The sequence below is a fragment of the Streptomyces davaonensis JCM 4913 genome, from assembly GCF_000349325.1.
Classification (GTDB): Bacteria; Actinomycetota; Actinomycetes; order Streptomycetales; family Streptomycetaceae; genus Streptomyces; species Streptomyces davaonensis.
The window spans coordinates 3,727,327-3,751,579 of sequence record NC_020504.1; the positions used below are offsets into that span (position 1 = coordinate 3,727,327).

The window sequence follows — 24,253 nt, forward strand, 5'->3', positions numbered from 1 at the left end:
ACGTGTCCTCCTGGCCTCAGCCCAGCCGGGGCTTGATCTCTTCGATGAAGATGGTCCGCTTCTGGTCCGCCGTCAGATGGCAGGCCGAGGCCCGGTCAGGGGCCAGCAGCGGGCGTTCGGTGACGCAGCGGCTGCCGCCCACCCGGTCCTGGAAGGTGCAGCGCGGATGGAACCGGCAGCCCGGGGGCGGCTTCAGCAGCGAGGGCGGGGAGCCCGGGATGGGCGCCAGCGGCGCGCCGACGTCCGAGTTGATCCGCGGCATCGAGTTCAGCAGGCCCCAGGTGTACGGGTGTTGCGGCGCCCTGAGCACCTCTGCGGCCGAGCCCCGCTCGATCGCGCCGCCCGCGTACATCACCATGATGTCGTCGGCCATGTCGGCGATGACCCCGAGGTCGTGGGTGATGAAGATGATCGCCGAGCCGAACTCCTGCTGGAGGTCCTTCAAGAGGTCCAGGATCTGTGCCTGGACGGTGACGTCCAAGGCCGTGGTCGGTTCGTCGGCGATCAGGAGGTCCGGGTCGCAGACCAGGGCCATGGCGATCATCGCGCGCTGGCGCATACCGCCGGAGAACTGATGGGGATAGTCCTTCGCCCGCTCCTTGGGGTTGGGGATGCCGACCTTGCCGAGCATCTCCACGGCCCGTGACCACGCCTCCTTCTTGGAGGCGCCGCGGTGCTTCATGTACGGCTCGGCGATCTGCCGGCCCACCGTGTAGTACGGGGAGAGCGCGGTCAGCGGGTCCTGGAAGATCATCGCGACCTTGTTGCCGCGCAGCCGCTCCAGCTCCGACTCCCGCGCGGTGGTCAGCTCCTGACCCTCCAGCAGGATCTCGCCCTCGACGGTGGTGAACATCGGGTTGTGCAGGCCGAGGATGGTCAGGTTGGTGACGGACTTGCCCGAGCCCGACTCCCCGACGATGCCGAGGGTGCGGCCGCGTTCGAGGTCGAAGGAGAGCCCGTCCACGGCCCGGACGATGCCGTCCTCGGTCCGGAAGCTGACATGCAGGTCCCGCACCGAGAGAAACGCGCCCGCGCCGGCCGGGACGGGCGCCCCGGCCTCCTTGGTCAAAGTGGTCACGAAGTGCTCCTAAGGGGCGCGGCTACGACAGCCGCACGCGCGGGTCGATCACGGCGTAGAAGGCGTCGACGATGATGTTGCACAGCAGGATCATGGTGGCGGCGAACAACATCACGCCCAGCAGCAGCGGAAGGTCGCTGAACTGCACCGACTCCACCGCCAGATGCCCGAGTCCGGGCAGTCCGAAGGTGTACTCGGTGATGATCGCGCCGCCCAGCATCGAGGAGAGGTCGATACCGAGGATGGTGACGATCGGGATGAGCGAGCCGCGCCAGGCGTACCGGAAGAAGACATAGCGTCTGCTCATGCCCTTGGCGCGGGCGGTGCGGACGTGTTCCTCCTGGAGCTGTTCGATCATCGAGGAGCGCGCCATACGGGTGTACTGCGCGGCGAAGATCGTGGACAGCACGACCCACGGGATGATCAGCCCGGTGAACCAGGCGACCGGATCCGCGGTGAGTTCGGTGTAGCGGGGTTCGTCGAAGAGATGGGTCTGGTACACCAGCACGGCCATGGCCAGCGGGCCCAGGAAGTAGATCTGCATGGAACTGAGCACCATGGAGCCCGCGGTGAAGGACTTGTCCACCAGCGTGCCGCGCCGCCAGGCGGCGATCATTCCGGTGCCGAGGCCGACGAAGAGGAACACCACGGTGGCGCCGAGCGCGAGCGAGGCGGTCAGCGGCAGCCGGTCCATCAGGGTGGACCAGACCTCCTCGTTGGTGTGGTACGAGTAGCCGAAACAGGGGGCGGGGCAGGGCCCTTGGTTGAAGTCGTCGCGGCCCATGAAGACGCCCTGAAGGAAGATCCAGAACTGCTCGGGGATCGACTTGTCGATGCCGAGCGTGGTGTGGATGTTCTCCAGTGCCTCGGGCGTACACGTCTTGCCGCACATCAGCAGCGCCGGGTCACGGGGCATACCGAAGAAGAGCAGGAAGGCGACGACGGTCAGCAGGATCAGGATCACGATCGAGCCGAGGATCCGGCGGAAGAGGAAGCGCAGCATCTCAGTGGCAGCTTTCGGACTCGAAGGCCGTGCGGCGCGGTGCGCCCCGTCACGGGACGGGGCGCACCGGGCACGCGGTCGGGAAGGGGTTACTTCACGAACAGCCGGCGCGGGTCGACGCCGCCGATGACGTCGTCGTAGACCAGGCCACCGAGCTTGGAGCCGGCGATCTGGGTCTGCTTGTAGTACGCCGTCGGGATGTTGGAGACGACGTCCTTGACGATGTACTCGTTGATCGCGTTCCACGCCTCGGCGGCCTTCACCGGGTCGGTGATGGTGGACGCCTTGTCGATGTCCGCGTTGACCTTCGGGTCGTTGATGTGCGAGTAGTTCGAGGCGCCGTCCTGGATCTGACGGCCGTCGTACAGCGGCGGGATGACGGTCGAGGCGCTCGGCCAGTCGGCACCCCACGCGGTGTGGTAGATGTCGAAGTTGTTGTCGACCTTGCTGACCTGGTCGTAGTACGTCTCGGCCGGGATCTCCTGGCGCTGCACGTCGAAGCCGGCCTTCTCCAGGCCCGCCGCCATGGCGGTGGAGTACTGCTGGCCCTCGGGGGTGTTGATGTAGCCGAAGGTGAGCTTCAGGCCCGTCTTGCCGGCCTTCTCCAGCAGTTCCTTGGCCTTCGCCGGGTCACCCGCGGGCTTCTTCTTCTTGCCGAAGGGGTCGAAGCCGGGGTCGAAGCCGGTGACGGTCGGGCTGATCAGACCGCCGGCGACCTCCATCGCGTCGGTGCCGCCGAAGGCGCGCACGAACGGGGTGATGGGCAGGGCGTAGGCGATCGCCTCACGGACCGTCTTGTCCTGCATCTCCGGGTGGGTCAGGTTCACGTTCATCTGACCCACGTACGGCTGGTAGCCGGAGATCCGGCGGGATTCCAGCGCCGTGTCGTTCAGCACCTTGGACAGGTTGCCCGCGTCGACCTGGTTGCTGAAGCTGACCGCGGTCGCGTTGGTGCCGGAGTCGTCGAGGATGGCCTTGGTGGAGTCCTCGTACTGCTTGTTGAACTGGAAGTTGAACTGGTCGGCGTACTGGTGCCGGATCGGGTCGGTCTTCGCGTCCCAGTTGGTGTTCTTCACCAGGACCATCGACTTGCCGGACTTGAACTCCTGGATCTTGTACGGGCCGGCCGTCATCGGCTCCTTGTCGTACTTCTCCTTGGTGTCGTTCTTCTCGGAGACGATCGAGTAGCCCGCCATGGCCAGCGCGTACGGCAGGTCGGGCTTGGCCGACTTGAACTTGAACAGGATCGTTTTGTCGTCCGGAGTCTCCAGGATGGAGTCCGGCAGGTGCTTGCCCTTGTACGGACCGTCCTTGAGGAGCTTGCGGTACTCCGCGCCCGGGGTGTCCGCGAGCCACTGCTGAAGGAACGTCGGGCCGTTGGAGACGAACGGCGCGAACAGCCGCTCGTAGGTGTGGCGCACGTCGGCGGAGGTGATCGCGGAGCCGTCGGCCCACTTGATCCCGTCCTTCAGCGTGAACTTCCAGGTCTTGCCGCCGTCCGTGGTGGTACCGGAGTCGGTGGCCAGGTCGCCGACGACCTCGTGCTCCTTGCCGTCGTCGCTGGTGGCCTTGTAGCCGGTGAGCCCTCTGTGGATCAGCTGCGACAGGGCCATCTCGTCGGAGACGTAGATCTGTCCGGGGTCCAGGTGCGCGAAGCTGTCGCGCTGGAGCACGGTGATCGTGCCGCCCGGCTTGGCGCCGGGGACTTCGGCGGCGGGGCCGGTCGACGCCTTCTCGTCACCGAACTCGATGCCCGCCTGCTGCCGCTCGGCGTTCTCCTTGTCCTGCTTGTCGTTGCCCGTGCCCTCACTGCCGCCCTCGCTGCAACCGGTGAGCACAAGAGCTCCCGCCGCGAGCAGTGAGACCGCGGCGTACGCGTGGCGTCCACCCTTACCCATCACTCAATTCCCACCCATCTTGTCGTTCACCAGTGCTGATGAAGTGAATTGCTGTCCGCCGACAGTCGTGCCGTCGGCCGGAGTTCGGGCGAGGACGCCCCTCAACGTGTCGGTCAGCGAGCCGTCTTGGGATCGAAGGCGTCCCGGACCGAGTCCCCGAGCAGGTTGAACGCCACGATGAAGACGATCATCGAGATGCCCGGGAAGAACATGTAGGTGATGTCGTTCTGCATGACGAGCTCGGTGGCCGCCTTGGAGAACATCTGGCCCCAGTCAGGGGTCGGTTCGACCAGCCCCACTCCGAGGAAGGAAAGACCGGCTTCGGCGGTCACGAAGTTCGGCAGCATGTAGGTCGCCTGCACCAGGATCGGGGTGACCACGTTGGGCAGGATCTCCTTGCGGATGATCCGTCCCGGTGGCGCTCCGCTGACCTTGGCGGCCTCGATGAACTCCCGTTCTCGCAGGGCGAGTGCGGTGCCGCGCAGGATGCGCGCGAGGCTCATCCAGCCGAGCACCCACATCACCGAGATCAGCGCCACCACCCGGACGTAGACCGGGGTCTCGTCGCGCGGGCTGACGAACAGGGAGACCACGACCGGCATGCTCGCGATGAAGAAGAGCTGGGAGGGGATGGCGAGCAGGAAGTCGATCACCCGGCTGATCACGTAGTCGGTCTTGCCACCGAGGTAGCCGGCCGCGACGCCGAGGACGATGCCGGTCAGCACGGTGGCCAGGGTCACCGCGAGCGAGATGCCCAGGGAGTTGCGGATGCCGTAGATCAGCTTGGTGAAGACGTCGTAGCCGTTGCCCGGTTCGAGGCCGAACCAGAACTCGCCGCTGATGCCTCCGTTGGGCTGTACCGGCACACCCGCGCTGTCGAACAGCTCGGGGCGCTCGTCGGCGTAGACCGTGTACGGGGTCTTGCCGTACAGCTTGGCGATCAGCGGGGCGAGCAGTCCGATCAGGAAGAAGAAGATGACGACGTAGGCCGAGATCACTCCGGTGCGGTCGCGTTTGAAGCGGATCCACATCAGCTGGCCGGGTGACCGGCCGACGAGTGTCTCGTCCTCGGGCTTCGTCTTCGGCTCTGGTTCGCCGTCGACGACGACCGAACTCCCGCCGCCCTCAATGTCGATAGGACTTGTCACAGTTCGTCCGTTCACAGGTGTGGGTGTGCCGAACCCACGACCGGCGCAGGGTGTGCGTGGTCGCGGATCGGATCATGGAGAAACGTCGGGGCACCCCGAGGCGTGCGGGAAATCCGCAGCCGGACGCGCGTAGTTGAACGGCGGCTTCAACCCGCCGACAGCCGCCTCAGCGGCAACTGCCCCGCGCGTCGCGTGGATTGACGACTGCGGACGGCATGACCCACTTGGTGTGCACAACACCGCACATGGGTTCCTCCTAGTGACTCAACGCGTTCACCGACAGGAGGGGGTACATGCCTTTCCTCCGACACCCCTGACGGAGGGTCAGGCACCCCCTGGTGCTCGTGAGCCGGCGCTGTCCCCACAGCGCGAGACCCATTGACCCGAGCGCTACGCGGCTAACTATCTGCCATGTGCCAACTACCGACCACTGTCTTTAAATCTCAATTCAGTCACAGCTGGCGCGTAGACCTTCCAAAATCTGGACAAAGCGTTCGCCTCAAGAAGGGCGCGAAACGGACGTGTTACATGGCTATCGGGCGAGGATCTCCGCATTTCGGACAGGAGGGGGTCGGAAAACGGGTTGCAAAAAGCCCGGATCTCCCCATGATCGGGGGGACCCGGGCTCAAATGCCGGAGGATCAGCCGTGCTTGGCGCGGCTCGCGGTGCGGGCGCGGTCACGCTGGTCGAGCACGACCTTGCGGATGCGAACGGCCTCCGGGGTCACCTCGACGCACTCGTCGTCGCGGCAGAACTCCAGGGACTGCTCCAGCGAGAGCTTGCGCGGCGGGACGATCGCCTCGAACGAGTCGGCCGAGGACGACCGCATGTTCGTGAGCTTCTTCTCCTTGGTGATGTTCACGTCCATGTCGTCGGAGCGCGAGTTCTCGCCGACGATCATGCCCTCGTACACCTCGGTGCCGGGGTCGGTGAACAGCACGCCGCGCTCCTGGAGGTTCGTCATCGCGAACGCGGTGACGGCACCGGAGCGGTCGGCGACGAGCGAGCCGTTGTTGCGGGTCTGGAGCGTGCCGAACCAGGGCTCGAAGCCCTCGTGGATGGAGTGGCCGATGCCGGTGCCGCGGGTCTGGGTCAGGAACTCCGTCCGGAATCCGATCAGGCCGCGCGAGGGCACCACGAACTCCATGCGGACCCAGCCGGAGCCGTGGTTGGACATGTTGTCCATCCGGCCCTTGCGGACGCCCATGAGCTGCGTGACCGCGCCCATGTGCTCCTCGGGCACGTCGATCGTCATGCGCTCGACGGGCTCGTAGGTCTTGCCGTCGACCTCCTTGGTGACGACCTGGGGCTTGCCGATGGTCAGCTCGAAGCCCTCGCGGCGCATCTGCTCGACCAGGATGGCGAGCGCGAGCTCACCACGGCCCTGGACCTCCCAGGCGTCCGGGCGCTCGGTGTCGAGCACGCGGAGGGAGACGTTACCGATCAGCTCGCGGTCCAGGCGGTCCTTGACCTGACGGGCGGTGACCTTGCGGTCCTTGACCACGGCCTTGGCGTCCGCGCCCTTGCCGGTGGCACCACGGCCGACCAGCGGCGAGGTGTTGGTACCGATGACCATGGAGATCGCGGGCTCGTCGACCGTGATCAGCGGAAGGGCGATCGGGTTCTCGGTGTCGGCGAGGGTCTCACCGATCATGATGTCCGGGATACCGGCGACGGCGCAGATGTCACCGGGGCCGGCCACCTCGGCGGGCTTGCGGGTGAGCGCCTCGGTCATCAGCAGCTCGGTGATGCGGACGTTGGACATGGTCCCGTCGCGCTTGATCCACGTGACGGTCTGGCCCTTGCGCAGCTCGCCCTGCTCGACGCGGAGCAGCGCGATACGGCCGAGGAAGTTGTCGGCGTCCAGGTTGGTGACGTGCGCCTGGAGCGGGGCGGCCTCGTCGTAGTTCGGGGCCGGGATGTGCTCCAGGATCGTCGAGAAGAACGGCTCCAGGCTGGTGGAGTCCGCGGGAACGGTCCCGTCCTCCGGCTTGGTCAGCGAGGCGACGCCGTCCCGGCCGCAGGCGTAGACGATCGGGAACTCGATCTGGTCCTCGTCGGCGTCCAGGTCGAGGAAGAGGTCGTACGTCTCGTTGACGACCTCGTCGATCCGGGAGTCCGGGCGGTCCGTCTTGTTGATGCACAGAATCACGGGCAGGCGCTGCTGGAGCGCCTTGCGCAGCACGAAGCGGGTCTGCGGAAGCGGGCCCTCGGAGGCGTCCACGAGGAGGACGACACCGTCGACCATCGACAGACCGCGCTCGACCTCACCGCCGAAGTCGGCGTGGCCGGGGGTGTCGATGATGTTGATCGTGATCGGCTCGCCGCCGTCCTTGGGGTGGTACTTCACCGCCGTGTTCTTGGCGAGGATCGTGATGCCCTTCTCACGCTCCAGGTCGTTCGAGTCCATCATGCGGTCGTCGACGGAGTCGAGCTGGTGCGCGGCGAAGGCGCCGGCCTGCTTCAGCATGCCGTCGACGATGGTGGTCTTGCCGTGGTCGACGTGGGCGACGATAGCGACGTTACGGATGTCGTGGCGCGTGGCCATATTGCGGCGTTCTCCCGGAGTGTGAGGACGGCCTGCGCGTACATCTGTGTTACGCGGGCCCTGCCGGGCTTGACATGCCACGGCCTCACCCCATGGTACGGGGCCTGGGCAGCTGAGGCGCGCCGGGCTACTTCTGCCCAGGTAGGAGTGGGTTTGGGAGCTACTTCTTGGTCGGTCCGGCGGCCGGGCGGGCGCCCTTCCTCAGGAAGCCCATGTCCTCGTACACCGGGGTCCGGAAACCGAACGCGCCGGTGTTGGCCAGGTTCTTCCTGGCCGCGGTGAGCTGGGGGCGCTGGTAGAGGGGGATGGAGCCGGCCGACGCCCAGATCCGGGAGTCCGCCTTGCGGATCAGCCCTCGGCTCTCGGACTCGTTCAGGGTGGAGAGCGCCTGATCGAACAGTTGATCGACCTGGTCGGTGCCGACCCGGGTGTAGTTCTGCTCCACGTTCAGGGAGCCGTCCGCCGCCGGGACCGGCTTGGCGTAGATCGGGCGGGCGTCGGTGGCGGGGAAGGCGGAGGCGGGCCAGGAGTAGAGGGCCAGGTCGTACTCGCCGGAGGCGATGTGGTCCTTGAAGTAGCTCTCGTCCGCGACCTTCGACAGCTCGGTGCGGATGCCGACCCGGTCGAGCATGCGGCGGATGCGCTCGGCGACCGTGCGCAGGGTCTGAGAACCCGACCCCGAAGGCAGGACGAAGCGGAGCGTGAGCGCCTTGCCGTCCTTCGCCAGCGCGCCGGCCGCGGCGCCCGCGCTGTCCTTCTTGGGGGCCGCGGTGCCCTTGGGCGCGTAGGCGCCCTGCGCCCCGCCCTGCTGCTTCAGGTCGTGCCGCTTCTTCTCCCGGTCCGCCTCCGCGGGCGCCTTGTCGTCCTCCCCGACGATGTAGGTGCCCTCGTCCTCGCCGGAGGACTCGTCCTTGTCCCCCTTCTTCCGCTCCTTCTCCGCCCCCGCCGCCTTCTCGCCCTTCTTCTCCTTCACCGGGCCGCCGGGCACCCATCCGGCGTCCGCGAGGAGCGCCTGGGCCTCCGCGGTGTCCTGGTCGCCCAGGGCCCCGCTGTTGTCGGCGTAGGCGGCCTGTCCGGCCAGCGCCAGATGGCTGCCGACGGGCTCGGCGGGCAGCCCCAGCGGCTTCAGCACGACCCTGGCGAGCTCCTCCCGGTCCAGTGCCCGCGCCACCGCCCGGCGGACCCGTTCGTCGGCGAGCGGGCCGTCCGCGCCGTTCAGAGCGAGCTGGGTGAAGGCGGGCTCCAGCGACCGGCGCACCTCGAAGCTCTTCAGGGCCTGCTGTCGGCGGTCGTACTTCGTCAGCGCCTTGGGCCGCTCGGCGGCCCGCTTGCCCTCGGGGCCGGACAGCGGAGTGCCGCTGTTGCGCGGGGTGCTCGTGCCCTGGGCGCCGTGGCGGGCGGGCGGCAGGCCGATGCGGCGGACGGTGTCGGGGTCGATCTCGGCCAGGTCGAGTGTCCCGGCGGCCAGCGCCTGGGCCCGTTCGTCGCGCGGCACCGCGCGCAGCACGATCTCGTTCAGCTTGGCCGGGCTGCCCCACCAGCGAGGGTTGCGGGCGAGGGTGATCTCGTCGTCCTTGCGGTCGATCTTCCGCACGGCGAAGGGCCCGGCGGTGACCTTGAGCTTGCGCCGGGCGCCGTCGTTGAAGGAGTCCGGGGTGCCCATGACGTCCTTCGGGTACAGCGGGGAGAACAGCGAGCGCCAGTCCCCGTAGGGGCGGGCGAAGGTGACCTTGACCTCCAGGTCGTTGGCGCCCCGCTCGATGCGCTGGATGCGCTCGTACCCGGCGTTGCGGGCGGTCCAGTACGCCGAGTCCTTGCCGGACAGCGCCCGCCACTGGGCCGCGAAGTCGGCGGCGCCGATCTCCCGCCCGTCGCTCCAGACGGCCTGCTGGTTCAGCTTGTACAGCACGACCTGCTTGGGCTCGGTCTCGACGACCTTGGCCGACTCCAGGTAGTCGGAGTTGATCTCCGGCCGCCCGTTCTCGTCGAGGCGGTACAGCGAGGGCAGCACGGCCTGCGCGACCCGGGTGGTGGTCGCGTCGGCGTCGGCCTGGAAGGTGTTCAGGGTGTCCGGCACGGTGTCCACGGCCCAGCGCAGGGTGCCGCCGTCGGCGAGCAGGGAACGGGCGGCGGGGGCGATGTCCTGCCCGGCGAGCGGCCGGCCCGCGGGGTCCTTGGAGGCACAGCCGGACAGCGCCAGGGCGCCGGCGGTGAGGAAGAGCACCGAGCGCGTCACAGCACGCGGTGCAGGGCCGTCGTAGGACATCCGCTTACCTCCGGGAGCCGCGGGAGTTATGATCACGTTTGGCGGTATATGGAGCTGATCACATCTATGCGGCCACTGAAGAGGAAAGGGTTCGGCAACGGAGGGCGACACGGCGAGCGACGCCGGGAACCCCACCCGTGCGGCGCAACGCACCAAGGGATGCACCTACGCGCCTCGGCCAATCGGTGCACGTCCCTTCACAGCGACAGGTGTGACGCGCAACACTCGCAGGCGCATGAACGTTGCCACCCACGGCCGCACGGCCGACGGAAGTGAGGTCACGTCATGTCCGTGCACGACGACCTGATGTCAGTCCAGCGGTGCCTCGACGACCTGAACCGGTCGGTGAGCCGTCTGGAGCAGCAGCTCGGCAGCGGCGGTCTGGACATCCGCCGCGTCCGTACCGACTGCGATCACCTGCGCGAGAGCGTGGCCATGCTGCGGGCGGCGGCCAACACCACCACGCCGCAGAAGCGCCCGGATCTCGTCACGATCCCGGACACCCCGTACGACGACTCGCTGTGGATCGACACCGACGACGAGGGTCTCGGCGCCCGGGACCGGCGAGCACCCTGAACCCGAAACCGACCGGAGTCAGACTTGGCCACTGGTACGGAACCCCCCGACACAGACCCCCATCCGTCCGGCGGCGTACACACCCGTACGCGCGCCGCGATCACCGCCCCGCATCTGCGGACCGACCGCTGGTGGCTGGCGCCCGCCGCCACGGCGGCCGGTCTGCTGGCGTTCATCGTGTACTCGACCTGGCGCGCCTTCGCCAACGCCGACTACTACGCGGCGCCGTACGTCTCGCCGTTCTACTCCCCGTGTCTCGCGGAGAACTGCGAGCCGATGAAGAACGGGCCCAACTGGGAGATCTTCGGGAGTTGGTGGGGCATCTCCCCCGCCATCCTGATCCTGATCTTCCCGCTCGGCTTCCGGCTGACCTGCTACTACTACCGCAAGGCCTACTACCGGGGCTTCTGGGCCTCGCCCCCGGCCTGCGCGGTCGCCGAGCCGCACCAGAAGTACACCGGTGAGACCCGCTTCCCGCTGATCCTCCAGAACATCCACCGGTACTTCTTCTACGCCGCGATCCCGGTCGCCGGAATCCTCACCTACGACACGGTGCTGACCTTCCGCGACGAGCACTACGAGTGGGGCCACATGGGCCTCGGCACCCTGGTGTTCCTCGTCAACATCGTGCTGATCTGGGCGTACACGATCTCCTGCCACTCGTGCAGGCACATCGTCGGCGGCAAGCTCAAGCACTTCTCCAAGCACCCCGTGCGCTACCGGATGTGGCAGTGGGTCGGGAAGCTGAACGCCCGTCACATGCTGCTCGCCTGGTCCTCGTTGGTGAGCGTGGCGCTCGCCGACTTCTACGTCTTCCTTCTCGCGTCCGGTGCCTTCGACGATCCGAGGTTGTTCTGATGTCCGTGGTGGACCGGCAGGAGTGGGATGTCGTCGTGATCGGCGCGGGCGGCGCGGGCCTGCGCGCCGCCATCGAGGCGCGTGAGCGCGGCGCCCGTACGGCGGTCATCTGCAAGTCGCTGTTCGGCAAGGCGCACACGGTGATGGCCGAGGGCGGGATCGCGGCCGCGATGGCCAACGTCAACGAACACGACAGCTGGCAGGTTCACTTCCGCGACACCATGCGCGGCGGGAAGTTCCTCAACCAGTGGCGGATGGCCGAGCTGCACGCGCAGGAGGCCCCGGACCGGGTGTGGGAACTGGAGACCTGGGGCGCCCTGTTCGACCGTACGAAGGACGGGAAGATCTCCCAGCGCAACTTCGGCGGCCATGAATATCCGCGGCTCGCGCATGTCGGTGACCGCACCGGCCTGGAACTGATCCGCACCCTCCAGCAGAAGATCGTCTCCTTGCAGCAGCAGGACTTCAAGGAGACCGGCGACTACGAGTCCCGCCTGAAGGTCTTCCAGGAGTGCACGGTCACCCGGGTCCTCAAGGACGGCCCCCGGGTCTCGGGCGTCTTCGCCTACGACCGCGAAACCGGCCGTTTCTTCGTCCTCGAAGCGCCCGCCGTCGTCATCGCCACCGGTGGCATCGGCAAGTCCTTCAAGGTGACGTCGAACTCGTGGGAGTACACCGGCGACGGCCACGCGCTGGCGCTGCTCGCGGGAGCGCCGCTGCTCAACATGGAGTTCGTGCAGTTCCACCCGACCGGCATGGTCTGGCCGCCGTCGGTGAAGGGCATCCTGGTCACCGAGTCGGTGCGCGGCGACGGCGGGGTGCTCAGGAACTCCGAGGGCAAGCGGTTCATGTTCGACTACGTCCCGGACGTCTTCAAGGAGAAGTACGCCGAGTCCGAGGAGGAGGGCGACCGCTGGTACGACGACCCGGACAACAACCGGCGGCCCCCTGAACTGCTCCCCCGCGACGAGGTGGCCCGCGCCATCAACTCCGAGGTGAAGGCGGGCCGCGGCTCCCCGCACGGCGGGGTCTTCCTGGACGTGTCGACGCGGATGCCCGCCGAGGTGATCAAGCGCCGACTGCCGTCGATGTATCACCAGTTCAAGGAGCTGGCGGACGTCGACATCACCGCGGAGGCGATGGAGGTCGGGCCGACCTGTCACTACGTGATGGGCGGGATCGCGGTGGACTCCGACACGGCCGCCGCGCGCGGGGTGCCGGGGCTTTTCGCGGCCGGTGAGGTCGCGGGCGGGATGCACGGCTCGAACCGGCTCGGCGGCAACTCCCTGTCCGATCTCCTGGTGTTCGGGCGCCGGGCGGGCTGGCACGCGGCCGAGTACACCGCCGCCCTCGCCTTCGAACGCCCCGAGGTCGACGACGTCCAGATCGACACCGCGGCGGCCGAGGCGCTGCGCCCCTTCTCCGCGGAGAGCCCCGACGAGGCCGCGCCGGAGAACCCGTACAGCCTCCATCAGGAACTCCAGCAGACCATGAACGACCTGGTGGGCATCATCCGCCGCGAGGGCGAGATGGCGCACGCGCTGGAGAAACTGGGCGAGCTGCGGGTACGGGCCCGCAGGGCCGGGGTCGAGGGGCACCGGCAGTTCAACCCCGGCTGGCATCTGGCCCTGGACCTCAGGAACATGCTGCTGGTCAGCGAGTGCGTGGCGCGGGCCGCCCTGGAGCGCAGCGAGTCGCGCGGCGGCCACACCCGCGAGGACCATCCGACGATGGAGCGCGTCTGGCGCAACATCAATCTGCTGTGCCGGCTGGCCGACCCCACGGGTGGTCTGGCGGCGACCGATCCCGAGCGCGGCCAGATCGACCTCACCCGGGAGACCACCGACCCCATCCGCCCGGACCTGCTCGCCCTCTTCGACAAGGAGGAGCTGGTCAAGTACCTCGCCGAAGAGGAGCTGTACGAGTGAGCAGCTACGAGGCCCGCTTCAAGGTGTGGCGCGGTGATGTCGGGGGCGGCGGTCTGGAGGATTTCGCGGTCGAGGTGAACGACGGGGAGGTCGTCCTCGACATCATCCACCGCCTCCAGGCCACCCAGGCCCCCGACCTCGCCGTCCGCTGGAACTGCAAGGCGGGCAAGTGCGGTTCGTGCTCGGCGGAGATCAACGGCCGGCCGCGGCTGATGTGCATGACGCGGATGTCGGTGTTCGACCGTGCCGAGACGATCACCGTGACGCCCCTGCGCGCCTTCCCGGTCGTCCGGGATCTCGTCACCGACGTCGGCTTCAACTACACCAAGGCGCGCGAGGTCCCGGCCTTCGTGCCGCCGGAGAAGCTCGGCCCGGGTGAGTACCGGATGATGCAGGAGGACGTGGACCGCTCGCAGGAGTTCCGCAAGTGCATCGAGTGCTTCCTGTGCCAGGACACCTGCCATGTGGTCCGCGACCACGAGGAGAACAAGCAGGCGTTCGCCGGTCCGCGCTTCCTGATGCGGGTGGCGGAGCTGGACATGCACCCGCTGGACGCCGCCGCCGAGTCCGGCCTGGACCGCAAGAGCACCGCCCAGGACGAACACGGTCTCGGCTACTGCAACATCACCAAATGCTGTACGGAGGTCTGCCCGGAAGGCATCAAGATCACGGACAACGCGCTGATCCCGCTGAAGGAGCGGGCCGTGGACCGCAAGTACGACCCCCTGGTGTGGCTGGGATCGAAGATCCGCAGGCGGTCAGTCTGAGTTGGCGCGCAGATACCCGGAGTGGGCCACCTGCCCCAGGAACTTGAACCGGGTGTCCGTGGTCATGTGCTTCTCGAACGCCTCCTTGATCCCGGGCCACTTCGGATGCCCGAAGTCGTCGAGTACGACGATCCCGCCCGGGGCGACGATCTGTTCGGCCCACTCCAGGTCGGCGGCGACGCCGGCCGCGGAGTGGTCGCCGTCGACGATGACGACGCCGTAGGGGCGATCGGCGACCTTGGCCCGGACCTCGGGGTCCTCACTGAAACCCTGCTGGATCCGGGCGGCGGCACCCGCCGGACCGGCCAGGCCCAGATTGGTGCGGACGGCGGCGAGGTTGACGGGCGTCCCGGAGGCGTCGTTGCCCATGGTGGCGCCGGGCTGGAGCTGGGTGCCGGCGAGCGGGTCGACGATGGTCAGGCTCGGCGCCCGTCCGGCGCGCTCCAGCATCCGGATGAGCGCCGCGCTGAACATCCCGTACAGGGTGCCGATCTCCAGGACCTCGTCGGTCGGCGGATCGAGCAGCGGTACGGCGGACAGCTTGCCGACGATGTTCATCGTGCCGCCCGCGATCCGGCCGACGCCGAGCGCCTCCATCGCGATCAGCAGCCGGAAGGCCTGGGCGACATTGCGCTCGGCGGCCTCCCGCTCGACGCTGGTGGTGTCCACCAACTCCGTGATGGTGCGGCTGAGATGGGGTGCCGAGGGCAGCCGGGACGCGCCGCGGCCGGTGCCGTCGAAGAAGAGCTCCAGAGGGCGCTGACGGTTGCGCAGGGTGCGCAACTCCTTCTGGAGGGTGTCCTTCGAGGTGATCTCGATGTGCCGGCGCACCTCGCGTTCGATGCGCTGGTCGATCAGTTGCACTACCGGCCTCAGGGCGCGCCTGGCGGCCTTGCTGGTGATTAACGCTCGCATCCGTGGACCGTAGGTCGCTCACAGCCGGTCCACAACTAACAGCAGGGTGCGCGGAGTTAAAGCACGCATGACGACTGCTTCACGCCGAGTTCACCGCACCCACCCCTCGCGGTAAGCCGTCCAGTCCTTCTCCTTCGCCGCGAAGTCGACGTACAGGGCGACGCCGAAGCGGTCCCGGTCCGGGTCGGTGCGGGAGAGACCGAGGCGGGTCCCGCGCACGGCTGCTGACACTGTCTCGGCGGACTCGTGGTGCCCGATGTCGCTCTCGTGGAAGAAGGGCAGGCCGATCAGCAGGTCGGTGGTGGGCGGGGCGACCTCCAGGGCGAGCGAGGTCTGCTGGGCGACATAGCCGCCGTACAGGCTCTCCAGCGGCATGGCGGTGTCGTAGGACATCACGGCGATCTGGTCGACCCGCCGGGCGACCTCGCCGAAGAACTTCTGCGACCACCACTTGGGGTGCCCGGTGAGGGTTCCGGCGACCGAGTGCAGGCCCGGGAGCGGGTCGATCTGGTGGGCGGCGACGGAGAGCGGAACGCCCCGGGCGCGGGTCTCCTTGCGGAGGGCGTCGAGGAGGGCGAGGTAGTCGCGGTCACCGGAGTGCAGGGGTTCGAGATCGAAGTGGGCGCCGTCGAACCCGGCGCCGAGGATCTGCCGAGTGGACGCGACGACGGCAGCACGGCTGCCCGCGTCATCGAGGCGGAGCCCGTCCGGCCCCTCACTGGCGAGCTTGTCCCCCAGCCATGCCTGGACCCTTACCCCGGGCGCCGCGCGATGCATCGCGTCGATGAACCAACGGGCCCTCGGATACCTGCTCCGCGGCAGCGTCCCGTCGTGCTCCAGGGGCCCGGCGTGGACGTAGAGGTCCCGGATGCCGGTGCCGGCCAGTCGCCGGGCGAGTGCGTCGACGTCCGCGTCCCTCTTCCGCCCGTCCACCCAGGCGTGGCCGAGCCAGACGGCGTCGCGGTCGCGGGTGTAGGTGCCGTCCTTCGGGTCGCCGGTGTAGTTCAGGCGGAGGGCGAGGGCGGCGGTGACGGTGGGGAGCAGCAGCACGAGGGCGAGGACAAGCCCGACCCGCCCGGCTCTACGGCGCCACAGCCGCCACCGCCCCGACCGCGTGGGTACGTCGTCCTCCGGGTCCACCCCGGTCGCGCCGACGGTTTCCTGCTCATACGCTCCGAAATGTGACGTCATCCTTGATCCGGGGTCGGCCTCGGCGAGGCACCGCGCACATATCCGTGCGGGTGGTGCATGCCGTGGTGGGTGTCCTGTTCGCCGTGGCGTGGCTGGTGCTGCCGGGGATGACGTCGGGGGCCGAGGCTCCGGTTGCGGGCGGCGGGGACGGACCGGTGGCCGGTGCGGCCGCCCAGGATGCGCCGGAGGACTCGTCGGCGGGCGATCTGGTGCTGCCTTTGGTGGCGGCCGTCGCAGCGGTGGCGGTCGCCGGATACGCGTACGTACGCCGCTCCCGGCGGGCGCGAACCCGGACCACACCCGGCGGTGAGCCCGTCCCGGACGCCGGCCCGGCGATCGGCGAGCTGGACGCTCGGGCGCAGGCCCTGCTGGTCGAGGCGGACGACTGGGTGCGGACGAGCCGGGAGGAGCTGTCCTTCGCTGATGGTCGTCCGGGGATGGAGGCCGCCGCGCGGGCCCTTCGGGAGGCCGAGGCCGAGCTTGCTTCCGCGTTTCGGATGCGGCAGCGCTTCGACGACGGGCTTCCGGAGGATGACGCCGGGCGGCAGCAGGTGCTCGCGGGGATCGTCGGGCGGTGCGAGGAGGCGGGGCGGCGGCTGGATGCGGAGGCTGCCGGGTTCGATCAACTGCGGGGGCTGGAAGGGGATCCGGGCGGGGCGCTGGAGGCGGCGGAGGGGCGGTTTCGGGAACTGACCGCCCGTACCGGGGGTGCGGGGGCGACCCTCGTCGAGCTGGACAAGAAATACGGGCCCGCGGCGACCGCCCCCGTCGCCGGGTACGTCGAACAGGCCAAGGACCGGCTGGTGTTCGCCACCTCGCGACTCAACGAGGCCCGGCAGGGCGCCGACCTCGACGCGACCGAGCGGGCCATCGGGCGGTTGCGCGCGGCGGAGGCCGCCATCGCCCGGGCCGAGATCCTCGTCCACGGCGTCGAACGGCTCGCGGAGGACCTGGCCGCGGCCGCGGCGCTGGTACCGGCGGCTCTGACCGGCGGCGAGGCGGAGATCGCCGGGGCGCGCGAGCGGGCGGGGGCCGGGGGTGTGCCCGGCGGGCCGCCGGACGTCCGGATGGGGCACGCGGACGGCGTCCTGGCCGACGTACGGGAAGAGCTGGCCAGGGGGCCGTACGACCCGGTCGAGGCGCTGCGGCGGATCGTGCGGGGTGTCGTGCCGGTCGCCGACGGGCGGGCCGGGGTGGTGTCGGCGGCGGCGTGGCTCGTCGCGCGCGCTTCCTCCGCCGCGGCGGAGGATCACATCGCCGCCCATCGAAGCGCGATCGGCTACGCCCCGCGCACCCGCCTCGCGGAGGCCCGGCGCCTGCTCACTTCCACCCCCGGCCTCACCGACCTCCTCACCACCGACGCACTGGCGCGCCGCGCCCGGGAACTGGCGGAACAGGACATACGCCTACGGGGCGCCGAACCCGAGCCCGAGACATCCCCCAGCTTCGGGGGCCCGCGCACGTGTGGGCGGCGCGGCTGACATCACCGGCGTCAGAACAGGCTCAGCAACGCCTCCGCCGGATCCGTGAGCCCCGTTTCGCCGTCCGGCAGCGGGAGTTCGAACCAGACCGTCTTCCCTCGCGGGGTGCGGCGGGAGCCCCAGGCCGCGCTCAGGAGGCCGACGAGTTGGAGGCCGCGGCCGCCCTCGTCCGTGTCGCGGGCTCTGCGGCGGCGGGGCTGGACCAGGCCCGCGTCCCAGACCTCGCAGACCAGGGTGCGGTCCAGGAGGAGGCGCAGGCGGATGTCGCCCTCGCCGTAGCGCAGGGCGTTGGTGACCAGCTCGCTGACCAGGAGTTCCGTGGTGTCGACGAGGGGTTCGAGGTCCCAGGAGAGGAGTCGGCCGCGGGCGTGCTCCCGGGCTCGGCCCACGCTGCGCGGCTCGCGCGGGAGCGTCCAGTCGCCGACCGAGTCGACGGGCAGGCCCTGGACGCGGGCCATGAGCAGCGCGATGTCGTCCTCGCCGTGGTGGGTGTCCAGGGTGTTGAGGACGTGGTCGCAGACGTCCTCAAGCGGGCGGGCGGGGTCCGTCAGCGCTCCTACGAACGCCTGGAGGCCCTCGTCCAGCGGGTGATCGCGGCTCTCGACCAGGCCGTCCGTGTAGAGGGCGAGAAGGGCGCCTTCCGGCAGCTCGACCTCCACCTCCTCGAACGGCTCCCCGCCCACGCCCAGCGGCATGCCCGGCGGCACGTCCAGCATCAGCGCGTCCTCGCCCGGTTCGACCAGAACCGGCGGCAGATGGCCCGCGTTGGCGAAGGTGCAGCGTCTGGTCACCGAGTCGTAGACCGCGTACACGCAGGTGGCCAGGTACACCTCGGACAGGTCGGCCTCACGGGGGCGGCGGGCGGCGCGGGTCGCCTGCTGGACCCCGCCCGGGGCGCCGAGTCCGCGTGCGATCTCGTCCAACGCGCTCAGTACTTCCGCCGGTTCCAGGTCCAGCAGGGCCAAGGTGCGCACGGCCGAACGGAGTTCGCCCATCGCCACAGCCGCACGCAGACCGCGGCCCATGACGTCCCCGACCACCAACGCCGTACGGTGTCCGGGCAGTTCGATCACGTCGAACCAGTCGCCGCCCACCTCGCTCGGCCGGTCCGCGGAGGAGTTGCCCGGCAGATAGCGGCAGGCGATGTCCAGACCGGAGGCGACCGGGTCGCCGGGCGGCAGCAGGGACCTTTGCAGTATCAGCGCCCGCTCGTGCTCCCTGCGGTACAGCCGCGCATTGTCGATGCACACCGCCGCCCGCGCCGCCAGCTCCACCGCCAGATCCCGGTCCCGGTCCCCGAACGGCTCGCTCCCCTTCGTCCGCGAGAACTGCGCCAGTCCTACGACGGTGTCATGGGCGACCATCGGCACGGCCAGCGTGGACTGCACGAGGCCGCCTTCCTCGGCGGGCACGGACCGCGGGCGTGCGGTGCGCAGGGCGTCCGCGCACGGGGAGTTGAACGGGTAGTGGTGGACCGCGCCGACCGCGACGGCCGCGGCGCCGCCGACGAAGGGCGCGTCGGAGACCGCGCTGGCGAAGGCCACCCGGCGCAGTTCCGCGCTGCCGTCGGCGAGGCCCGGCGGGGTCTCGTCACCGGCCAGCAGGCCCTGGTAGAGGTCGACGGTGGCCAGATCGCAGAAGCCGGGGACGACGACGTCGAGGAGTTCGCGGGCCGTGGTCTCCAGGTCGAGGGAGTTCCCGATCCGGGCACCGGCCTCGTTCAGAAGGGCGAGATTGCGCCGCGCGGCGGCCGCTTCCCGGGCGGCGGCGCGGCGGGCCGTGATGTCGGTCCCGAGCCAGGCGATGCCGATGGGACGACCGGAGCCGCTGTGCACCCGGTAGAGGTTGATGGACCAGTGCCGTCGCTCGTCGGAGTTGGGCAGAAAGCCTGTGACGTGCATGTCCGTGATGGACTCGCCGGTCTCCAGCACCCGGCGCAGGGTCGCGGTGACCCGCTCCGCCTCCGGCCTCGGCAGATAGTCGTGGACGCCGTTGCCGCGATGGTCGTCCGGGGTGCCGCCGAACAGCGAGGCGAACCGGTGGTTGGCCCGGCGGACCCGGAGGTCGGTGTCGATCAGCAGGAAGCCGAAAGGAGATTGACCGAAAATCGCCTGCGAGGCGGCCAGGTCGGTCTCGATGGTCCGCAGGGTGCGCACATCGACGACGATGCAGACGGCGGCCTTCTCGCCCTCCTCGGTGCGCGTCGGCATGACGTAGACCTCGGCGAGGGCCTCCTCGCCGCGCAGGCCGGTCTCCTCGTCGGGCTTGCGGAAGGGGACGACTCCGGTCCACTCCCTGCCGTCGAGGATCTCGGCCATCTTGCGGTGGCCCTGCTCGCGCCGGTCGGGGTCGATGAAGGCCGCGATGGGGTCCATGCCGACCGCGCGCTCGGCGGGGATGCCGAAGAGCTGCTCGGCGCGCAGGCTCCACTGCTCGACCAGACCGTCGGGGCCGATGGAGAAGGACGCGACCCGGATGTAGTCGTACATGGAGCCGGGCGGACTGCTCTGCCACATGGCGTCGACCGCGTCGGCCGTATCAGCACCCACGGCACCCGTCCTCGCGCCGTCCGACGGGTCCATGGACTCCGTGGCCTTCGCTGGTATCTCGCTCACGCGAACCGTCCCCTCCAGCTCACCGCGTCCGGCACCGGTCACCGAAAGGCGGCTGCCCGCAGTATCCAGCACTACGGCACCGCACAACACGGTGTTCACGATCACAGCACGTTCCCGATCGTTTTTGGACCGGACCGCGGAAACACTTCCAGTCTTCTAACCAGCCAACACGCTGTCGAATCACACACTCCGACAACTGCCAGTGGCCTGAACCAGTCACTCGACAGCGCGGGGGCGGACGTACAGCGTTCGCACGGGTTTCGGGACGGGTTCCGGAGGGGGTCTCAGGGCACCGCCAGCTCGAACCAGACGGTCTTCCCGGCCTCCCCGGGGCGGGTGCCCCAGCGGCGCGAGGAGTGGGCGACCAGTTGAAGTCCGCGGCCGCTCTCGTCCTCGGGGCGGGCGACGCGCTCGCGCGGGAGGTCCGGGAGGGGGTCGGAGACCTCCACCAGCAGGACTCCGCCGGGGTGGGAGGGGCGGACCAGGCGGACGCCGATGGGGCCGGTGGCGTGCCGGAGGGCGTTGGTGACGAGTTCGCTGACCAGCAGGGCGGCGATGTCGGCGAGGCTGTCGAGGTTCCAGTCGTGCAGCCGGCTGCGGACTGCGGCGCGGGCGGCGCGCACGGCGCCGGGCTCGGCGGAGAAGGTCCACTCGACGCGGTCGCCTCCGGCGGTCACACGGATCACTTCCCCGGCTGGGGCCCAGCTTTGTGCGGTTTCGTGGGGCTAAGAGGCACATACCCGATATTTGGGGCGGTGTATCGCCTATTGGGGTGGGGGTGATGTTGTCCGGCGACTGCGGGTGTGGGGTGGCTGGTCGCGCCCACGCGGCGGAGCCGCAAATCGATACAGTCCCGCGCCCCTAGGGAAGCCTCAGGCGCCCCTCGATTTTCTGTACCGCCGGAACATCCTGGTCCAGCCACTCCACGTCCCACAGTTCCGCGAGCGTCAGCCAGCGCAGTTCGTCGTGGTCCTGTAGCGGCTTCGGGGCCGGGGAACCCGGGAGCAGGTGTGCCGTCCAGACCTTCAGGACGTACGGGGCACGCAGCGGCCACTCTCCCGGCACGCGCTCGCCCGTCTCCGTCTCCACGCCCAACTCCTCGCGGAGTTCGCGGACGAGGGCCGCCTCGGGGGTCTCGCCCGGTTCGACCTTGCCGCCGGGGAGTTCCCAGCGGCCGGCCAGTTCGGGGGGTGCGCTGCGGCGCGCGGCCAGGAGGCGGCCGTCGTCGAGCAGGGCGGCTCCGACCACCACGATCCGTTCCGTCATGCGCCGGAGCCTACGGGACCCGCAGGGCGTCTCAGTTGGCGGTCTCGGTGCCGCCCTGGCCGATCCGCTCGACCCAGTAGAGCTGCTTGTGTCCGCGGGAGTCGAGGCTGTCCGCGATCTTCTGGGCCTCGGCCCGGGTCGCGTACCGGCCCACGCGGTAGCGATTGCCGTTGTCGTCCTGTCGTATGACGAGCCAGGGAAGAGTGATCGTGCTGTCGTTCATCGCGCCCCACCGCTCCTTCCCGCCCAAGGCCGCACGAGTCCTGCCCGCGGCCTGTGCCGTGCCCCGCCCGCTAAGGAAACCGCAATACGCATATGCCCGAGCCTACGCCTAACCTTTACGCAGCGAATACGGCTTTTCACAAAGAGGTACGCAACCGGCCAGGACGCAGGGGGCGCACGTCATCGAATGCGCCGTCGGCGCACGCCGACGCATCCGGTCAGCGGCATGTCGGGCACATCGGTGACGACCTGCGAGAACGACCAGATTCCAACCCCGGTCCACGGGGCTCCGGTCGACCGGGTGACGGGGGCAACTGCCTCGGGGTTGTGCGCTACTTCACTGGGAGGTGGTAGGCGACCCGGTAACGGTCGGCGGGGACGACCACGTCCGCGGTCTCCACGGGGCGGCCGGAGGCGTAGTAAGTGCGCTGGATGACCAGGACGACATGGCCGGGGACGCCGCCCAGGGTGGCCAACTCCTCGGCGAGGCCGGGGCGGGCGCCGACCTCCTCGGTGACGTTGTCCACGACGACGTCGATGCCGCGCATCCGCTCGACGACGCCCATGCCGCCGAGCGGGCCCTCCTCGGGGAGCATCACGGGGGTGCGGCCGGTGACCGCGAGGGGCTCCCAGGAGGTGGAGAGCATCATCGCCTCGCCGCCCTCCCGGAACAGATACCGGGTGCACATGACCCGGTCGCCGGGATGGATGCCGAGCCGCTCGGCGACCGCCCCGCTCGCCTCGACCTGCTCACTGCTGGACTCCCAGGTGCCGCGCGCCTCGCCGTCGGACTGCTCCTGCCGGAACGGCGTGGCCCCGCCGATGGGGCGGAATCCGGAGCGGGCGATACGGCGGGGCACCGGCCGCTCGCGCACATAGGTGCCGGAGCCGGAGCGGCCCTCGACCAGCCCCTCGGCCATCAGCACCTTGCGCGCCTCCAGGGCGACGGTGTCCGAGACGCCGTACTCCTCACGGATCCTGGCCTGGGACGGGAGGCGGGTATGCGGTGGCAGCGAGCCGTCGACGATCTTCTTGCGGAGATCACCCGCGACGCGCAGGTACGCCGGCTGCTCACCGAATGTCACTGGCCGCTCCCATCAGGTTGTACAGACAGCAACAGCGTGGCAACCGTGGGTTGTGCGGTGCAAGCAAAGGCCAGAGAATCACTCGATGTGATGACTTGTGATTGCCAGTGCCTTTACGCAGGCACTTTCTCCCCGCTTTAGCCGCGCTCACACATCGAGTTCGTCGCCACCCGGGCTCTCGTCGCCGCCCTCGTACTCCCCGTCGTAGGACGGCACGGTGGTGGCGAGGCCCAGAGCCTCGCGTGCGGTGACCGTGGTGGGGCCGTCGACGTACTCGTAGCCGGTGTCGTAGTGCTCGTAGAAGGTGTCCACGTCGTCGGTCCCGGCCGCCTTCGCCCAGGCCGTGCGGGCGTCCTTCATGTCCGCGAGCAGGTCGGCGACGGGGTCCTCGGCGGCGGACTTCCAGCCGTGTCCCTCCAGCGCCTCGATCTGCTCACCGAGCACGCCCTCGACGTCCTTCGCCCAGGCCCGGTTGGCGGGCAGGTCGTCCTCGGGGAAGTCCTCCGGCTCCTCGAAGAGCACGTCGTCGACGGTGTTCATGGCCTTGAGGAAGGCGATCTGGTCGGCGTCGAGCGTGGTCTCGTCGTTGCGCAGCGAGCCGGTGAGGGTGCCGTTCTCGTCGGTGTTGCCGAACAGGCAGGTGATCTCGCGGTCGCCGAACCGCCAGCTCTGGCTGGACGGCACGAGGTAGTAGACAGTGGCGTCCTCGGGCACGGCCCAGGGGTCCATCGCGTACTCGGCCTGGAGCGTGTAGCACTTGTCCTCGGCGGTCGCGGTCACCGAGTCGTCGCCGGGGAAGCGTCCGCCGGGCAGGGTGATCACGGCGAACACCTCGCCGTCGTGCCGGCCTGCGCAGGGCACCTCCTCCACGTCGTAGGTGGCGCCCTCCAGGGAGCCGGTCGGGGAGTCGAAGCAGTCGCCCTTGGCGAGGGAGTAGGCGGTGCCGTCCTGGCCCGCGGCGTCCTTCAGGGTGTCCCAGGTGTCGGAGGCGATCCCGGTGGTCAGGGTGACCGTCCACAGCACGAGCCCGACGCAGGACAGCACCGAGCCCGCGATCGCCATCCCCCGGCCACGCTCGCCCTTCTTCTTGATCTGCGCCAGCGCCACCAGACCGAGGACCAGGCCCACGGCCGGGAGGAAGCAGAGGATGCCGAGCACCAGGGCGGCGATGGCGACGCCGTTGACCGGCGCGGGGCGCCCGTAGGGCCCGTAGGGGTGGTACGGGTACGGGGCGTACGGGCCCTGCGGCGGGAACTGGCCCTGCGGGTACGGCCCATAGGGTCCCGGAGGCTCCTGGGGCCCGTATGGCTGATGGGGCCCGTGGGGCGGGGGTATGGACACGAGTACCGTGCTCCTGGTTCGGGCGGCGGTGGCCGGGGCGAGGCAGAACTGGCGTACGTGAACGCA

The 24,253-nt window shown here is 69.4% G+C and carries 19 protein-coding genes; 5 read left to right on the plus strand and 14 right to left on the minus strand.

Going from position 1 to position 24,253, the window contains the following annotated elements; translation table 11 throughout:
* Positions 1-16: 16 nt before the first annotated feature.
* The 6 genes from BN159_RS16105 to BN159_RS16130 all read right to left on the minus strand — a co-directional run bounded on the left by BN159_RS16105 (position 17) and on the right by BN159_RS16130 (position 9,942).
* Entirely contained in the window at positions 17-1,078 is a 1,062-nt protein-coding gene (locus tag BN159_RS16105; RefSeq protein ID WP_015658051.1) for an ABC transporter ATP-binding protein, read from the minus strand.
* Positions 1,079-1,100: 22 nt separating this feature from the next.
* Entirely contained in the window at positions 1,101-2,081 is a 981-nt protein-coding gene (locus BN159_RS16110) for an ABC transporter permease (RefSeq protein ID WP_015658052.1), read from the minus strand.
* 89 nt (positions 2,082-2,170) lie between these two features.
* Entirely contained in the window at positions 2,171-3,979 is a 1,809-nt protein-coding gene (locus BN159_RS16115; protein WP_015658053.1) for an ABC transporter substrate-binding protein, read from the minus strand.
* Between the two features lie 113 nt (positions 3,980-4,092).
* Positions 4,093-5,127 (minus strand): ABC transporter permease, encoded by a 1,035-nt coding sequence (locus BN159_RS16120; RefSeq protein WP_015658054.1) that lies wholly within the window; start codon positions 5,125-5,127, stop codon positions 4,093-4,095.
* A gap of 641 nt (positions 5,128-5,768) precedes the next feature.
* A complete protein-coding gene (gene typA / locus BN159_RS16125; protein WP_015658055.1) occupies positions 5,769-7,676 on the minus strand; it encodes a translational GTPase TypA in 1,908 nt (635 codons plus the stop codon).
* Between the two features lie 160 nt (positions 7,677-7,836).
* The gene (locus BN159_RS16130; protein WP_015658056.1) at positions 7,837-9,942 is read right to left on the minus strand and encodes an ABC transporter family substrate-binding protein; all 2,106 of its coding nucleotides are present in this window, start codon (positions 9,940-9,942) and stop codon (positions 7,837-7,839) included.
* Between the two features lie 285 nt (positions 9,943-10,227).
* Between BN159_RS16130 and BN159_RS16135 the strand changes: the two genes are divergently transcribed.
* From BN159_RS16135 to BN159_RS16150, 4 genes are read left to right on the plus strand one after another with little or no spacing between them, the layout of a single operon-like run.
* Positions 10,228-10,518, plus strand: coding sequence for a hypothetical protein (locus tag BN159_RS16135; protein ID WP_015658057.1), 291 nt, complete (start codon positions 10,228-10,230; stop codon positions 10,516-10,518).
* A 24-nt stretch (positions 10,519-10,542) separates the two neighbouring features.
* On the plus strand, positions 10,543-11,376 hold the full coding sequence (locus BN159_RS16140; protein WP_015658058.1) for a hypothetical protein: 834 nt from the start codon (positions 10,543-10,545) through the stop codon (positions 11,374-11,376).
* Positions 11,376-13,304: a fumarate reductase/succinate dehydrogenase flavoprotein subunit gene (locus BN159_RS16145; protein WP_015658059.1), complete on the plus strand. Its 1,929-nt coding sequence runs from the start codon at positions 11,376-11,378 to the stop codon at positions 13,302-13,304. Before BN159_RS16140 ends, BN159_RS16145 begins: the two co-directional genes overlap by 1 nt.
* A complete protein-coding gene (locus BN159_RS16150; protein WP_015658060.1) occupies positions 13,301-14,071 on the plus strand; it encodes a succinate dehydrogenase/fumarate reductase iron-sulfur subunit in 771 nt (256 codons plus the stop codon). The genes BN159_RS16145 and BN159_RS16150 overlap by 4 nt, the downstream gene beginning before the upstream one ends.
* On the opposite strand, the gene BN159_RS16155 is transcribed toward BN159_RS16150, so the two are convergent.
* A complete protein-coding gene (locus tag BN159_RS16155; protein WP_041819386.1) occupies positions 14,063-14,986 on the minus strand; it encodes a class I SAM-dependent methyltransferase in 924 nt (307 codons plus the stop codon). The two genes, BN159_RS16150 and BN159_RS16155, sit on opposite strands and share 9 nt — an antisense overlap.
* A gap of 90 nt (positions 14,987-15,076) precedes the next feature.
* Positions 15,077-16,177 carry a glycoside hydrolase family 18 protein gene (locus BN159_RS16160; protein WP_015658062.1) on the minus strand — a complete coding sequence of 367 codons (1,101 nt, stop codon included), beginning with the start codon at positions 16,175-16,177 and terminating at the stop codon, positions 15,077-15,079.
* Here BN159_RS16160 and BN159_RS16165 point away from each other — a divergent pair.
* The gene (locus BN159_RS16165; protein WP_157901099.1) at positions 16,168-17,658 is read left to right on the plus strand and encodes a hypothetical protein; all 1,491 of its coding nucleotides are present in this window, start codon (positions 16,168-16,170) and stop codon (positions 17,656-17,658) included. The genes BN159_RS16160 and BN159_RS16165 overlap by 10 nt on opposite strands.
* 11 nt (positions 17,659-17,669) lie before the next feature.
* On the opposite strand, the gene BN159_RS16170 is transcribed toward BN159_RS16165, so the two are convergent.
* The 6 genes from BN159_RS16170 to BN159_RS16195 all read right to left on the minus strand — a co-directional run bounded on the left by BN159_RS16170 (position 17,670) and on the right by BN159_RS16195 (position 24,187).
* Positions 17,670-20,273 carry a SpoIIE family protein phosphatase gene (locus BN159_RS16170; protein WP_041819388.1) on the minus strand — a complete coding sequence of 868 codons (2,604 nt, stop codon included), beginning with the start codon at positions 20,271-20,273 and terminating at the stop codon, positions 17,670-17,672.
* Positions 20,274-20,557: 284 nt separating this feature from the next.
* Positions 20,558-20,950: an ATP-binding protein gene (locus BN159_RS16175; protein ID WP_015658065.1), complete on the minus strand. Its 393-nt coding sequence runs from the start codon at positions 20,948-20,950 to the stop codon at positions 20,558-20,560.
* A 184-nt stretch (positions 20,951-21,134) separates the two neighbouring features.
* Positions 21,135-21,539 (minus strand): (deoxy)nucleoside triphosphate pyrophosphohydrolase, encoded by a 405-nt coding sequence (locus BN159_RS16180; RefSeq protein ID WP_015658066.1) that lies wholly within the window; start codon positions 21,537-21,539, stop codon positions 21,135-21,137.
* Between the two features lie 31 nt (positions 21,540-21,570).
* Entirely contained in the window at positions 21,571-21,762 is a 192-nt protein-coding gene (locus BN159_RS16185) for an SPOR domain-containing protein (protein WP_015658067.1), read from the minus strand.
* 331 nt (positions 21,763-22,093) lie between these two features.
* A complete protein-coding gene (locus BN159_RS16190) occupies positions 22,094-22,846 on the minus strand; it encodes a GntR family transcriptional regulator (RefSeq protein ID WP_015658068.1) in 753 nt (250 codons plus the stop codon).
* A gap of 147 nt (positions 22,847-22,993) precedes the next feature.
* Positions 22,994-24,187 carry a DUF4190 domain-containing protein gene (locus tag BN159_RS16195; RefSeq protein WP_015658069.1) on the minus strand — a complete coding sequence of 398 codons (1,194 nt, stop codon included), beginning with the start codon at positions 24,185-24,187 and terminating at the stop codon, positions 22,994-22,996.
* Between the last annotated feature and the right edge of the window lie 66 nt (positions 24,188-24,253).

Coding starts and splice junctions, on each gene's coding strand:
- BN159_RS16110 (WP_015658052.1), bottom strand. CDS start 2,081: ATGCTGCGCTTCCTCTTCCGCCGGATCCTCGGCTCGATCGTGATCCTG.
- BN159_RS16115 (WP_015658053.1), bottom strand. CDS start 3,979: ATGGGTAAGGGTGGACGCCACGCGTACGCCGCGGTCTCACTGCTCGCG.
- typA (WP_015658055.1), bottom strand. CDS start 7,676: ATGGCCACGCGCCACGACATCCGTAACGTCGCTATCGTCGCCCACGTC.
- BN159_RS16130 (WP_015658056.1), bottom strand. CDS start 9,942: ATGTCCTACGACGGCCCTGCACCGCGTGCTGTGACGCGCTCGGTGCTC.
- BN159_RS16135 (WP_015658057.1), top strand. CDS start 10,228: ATGTCCGTGCACGACGACCTGATGTCAGTCCAGCGGTGCCTCGACGAC.
- BN159_RS16145 (WP_015658059.1), top strand. CDS start 11,376: ATGTCCGTGGTGGACCGGCAGGAGTGGGATGTCGTCGTGATCGGCGCG.
- BN159_RS16155 (WP_041819386.1), bottom strand. CDS start 14,986: ATGCGAGCGTTAATCACCAGCAAGGCCGCCAGGCGCGCCCTGAGGCCG.
- BN159_RS16160 (WP_015658062.1), bottom strand. CDS start 16,177: ATGACGTCACATTTCGGAGCGTATGAGCAGGAAACCGTCGGCGCGACC.
- BN159_RS16180 (WP_015658066.1), bottom strand. CDS start 21,539: ATGACGGAACGGATCGTGGTGGTCGGAGCCGCCCTGCTCGACGACGGC.
- BN159_RS16185 (WP_015658067.1), bottom strand. CDS start 21,762: ATGAACGACAGCACGATCACTCTTCCCTGGCTCGTCATACGACAGGAC.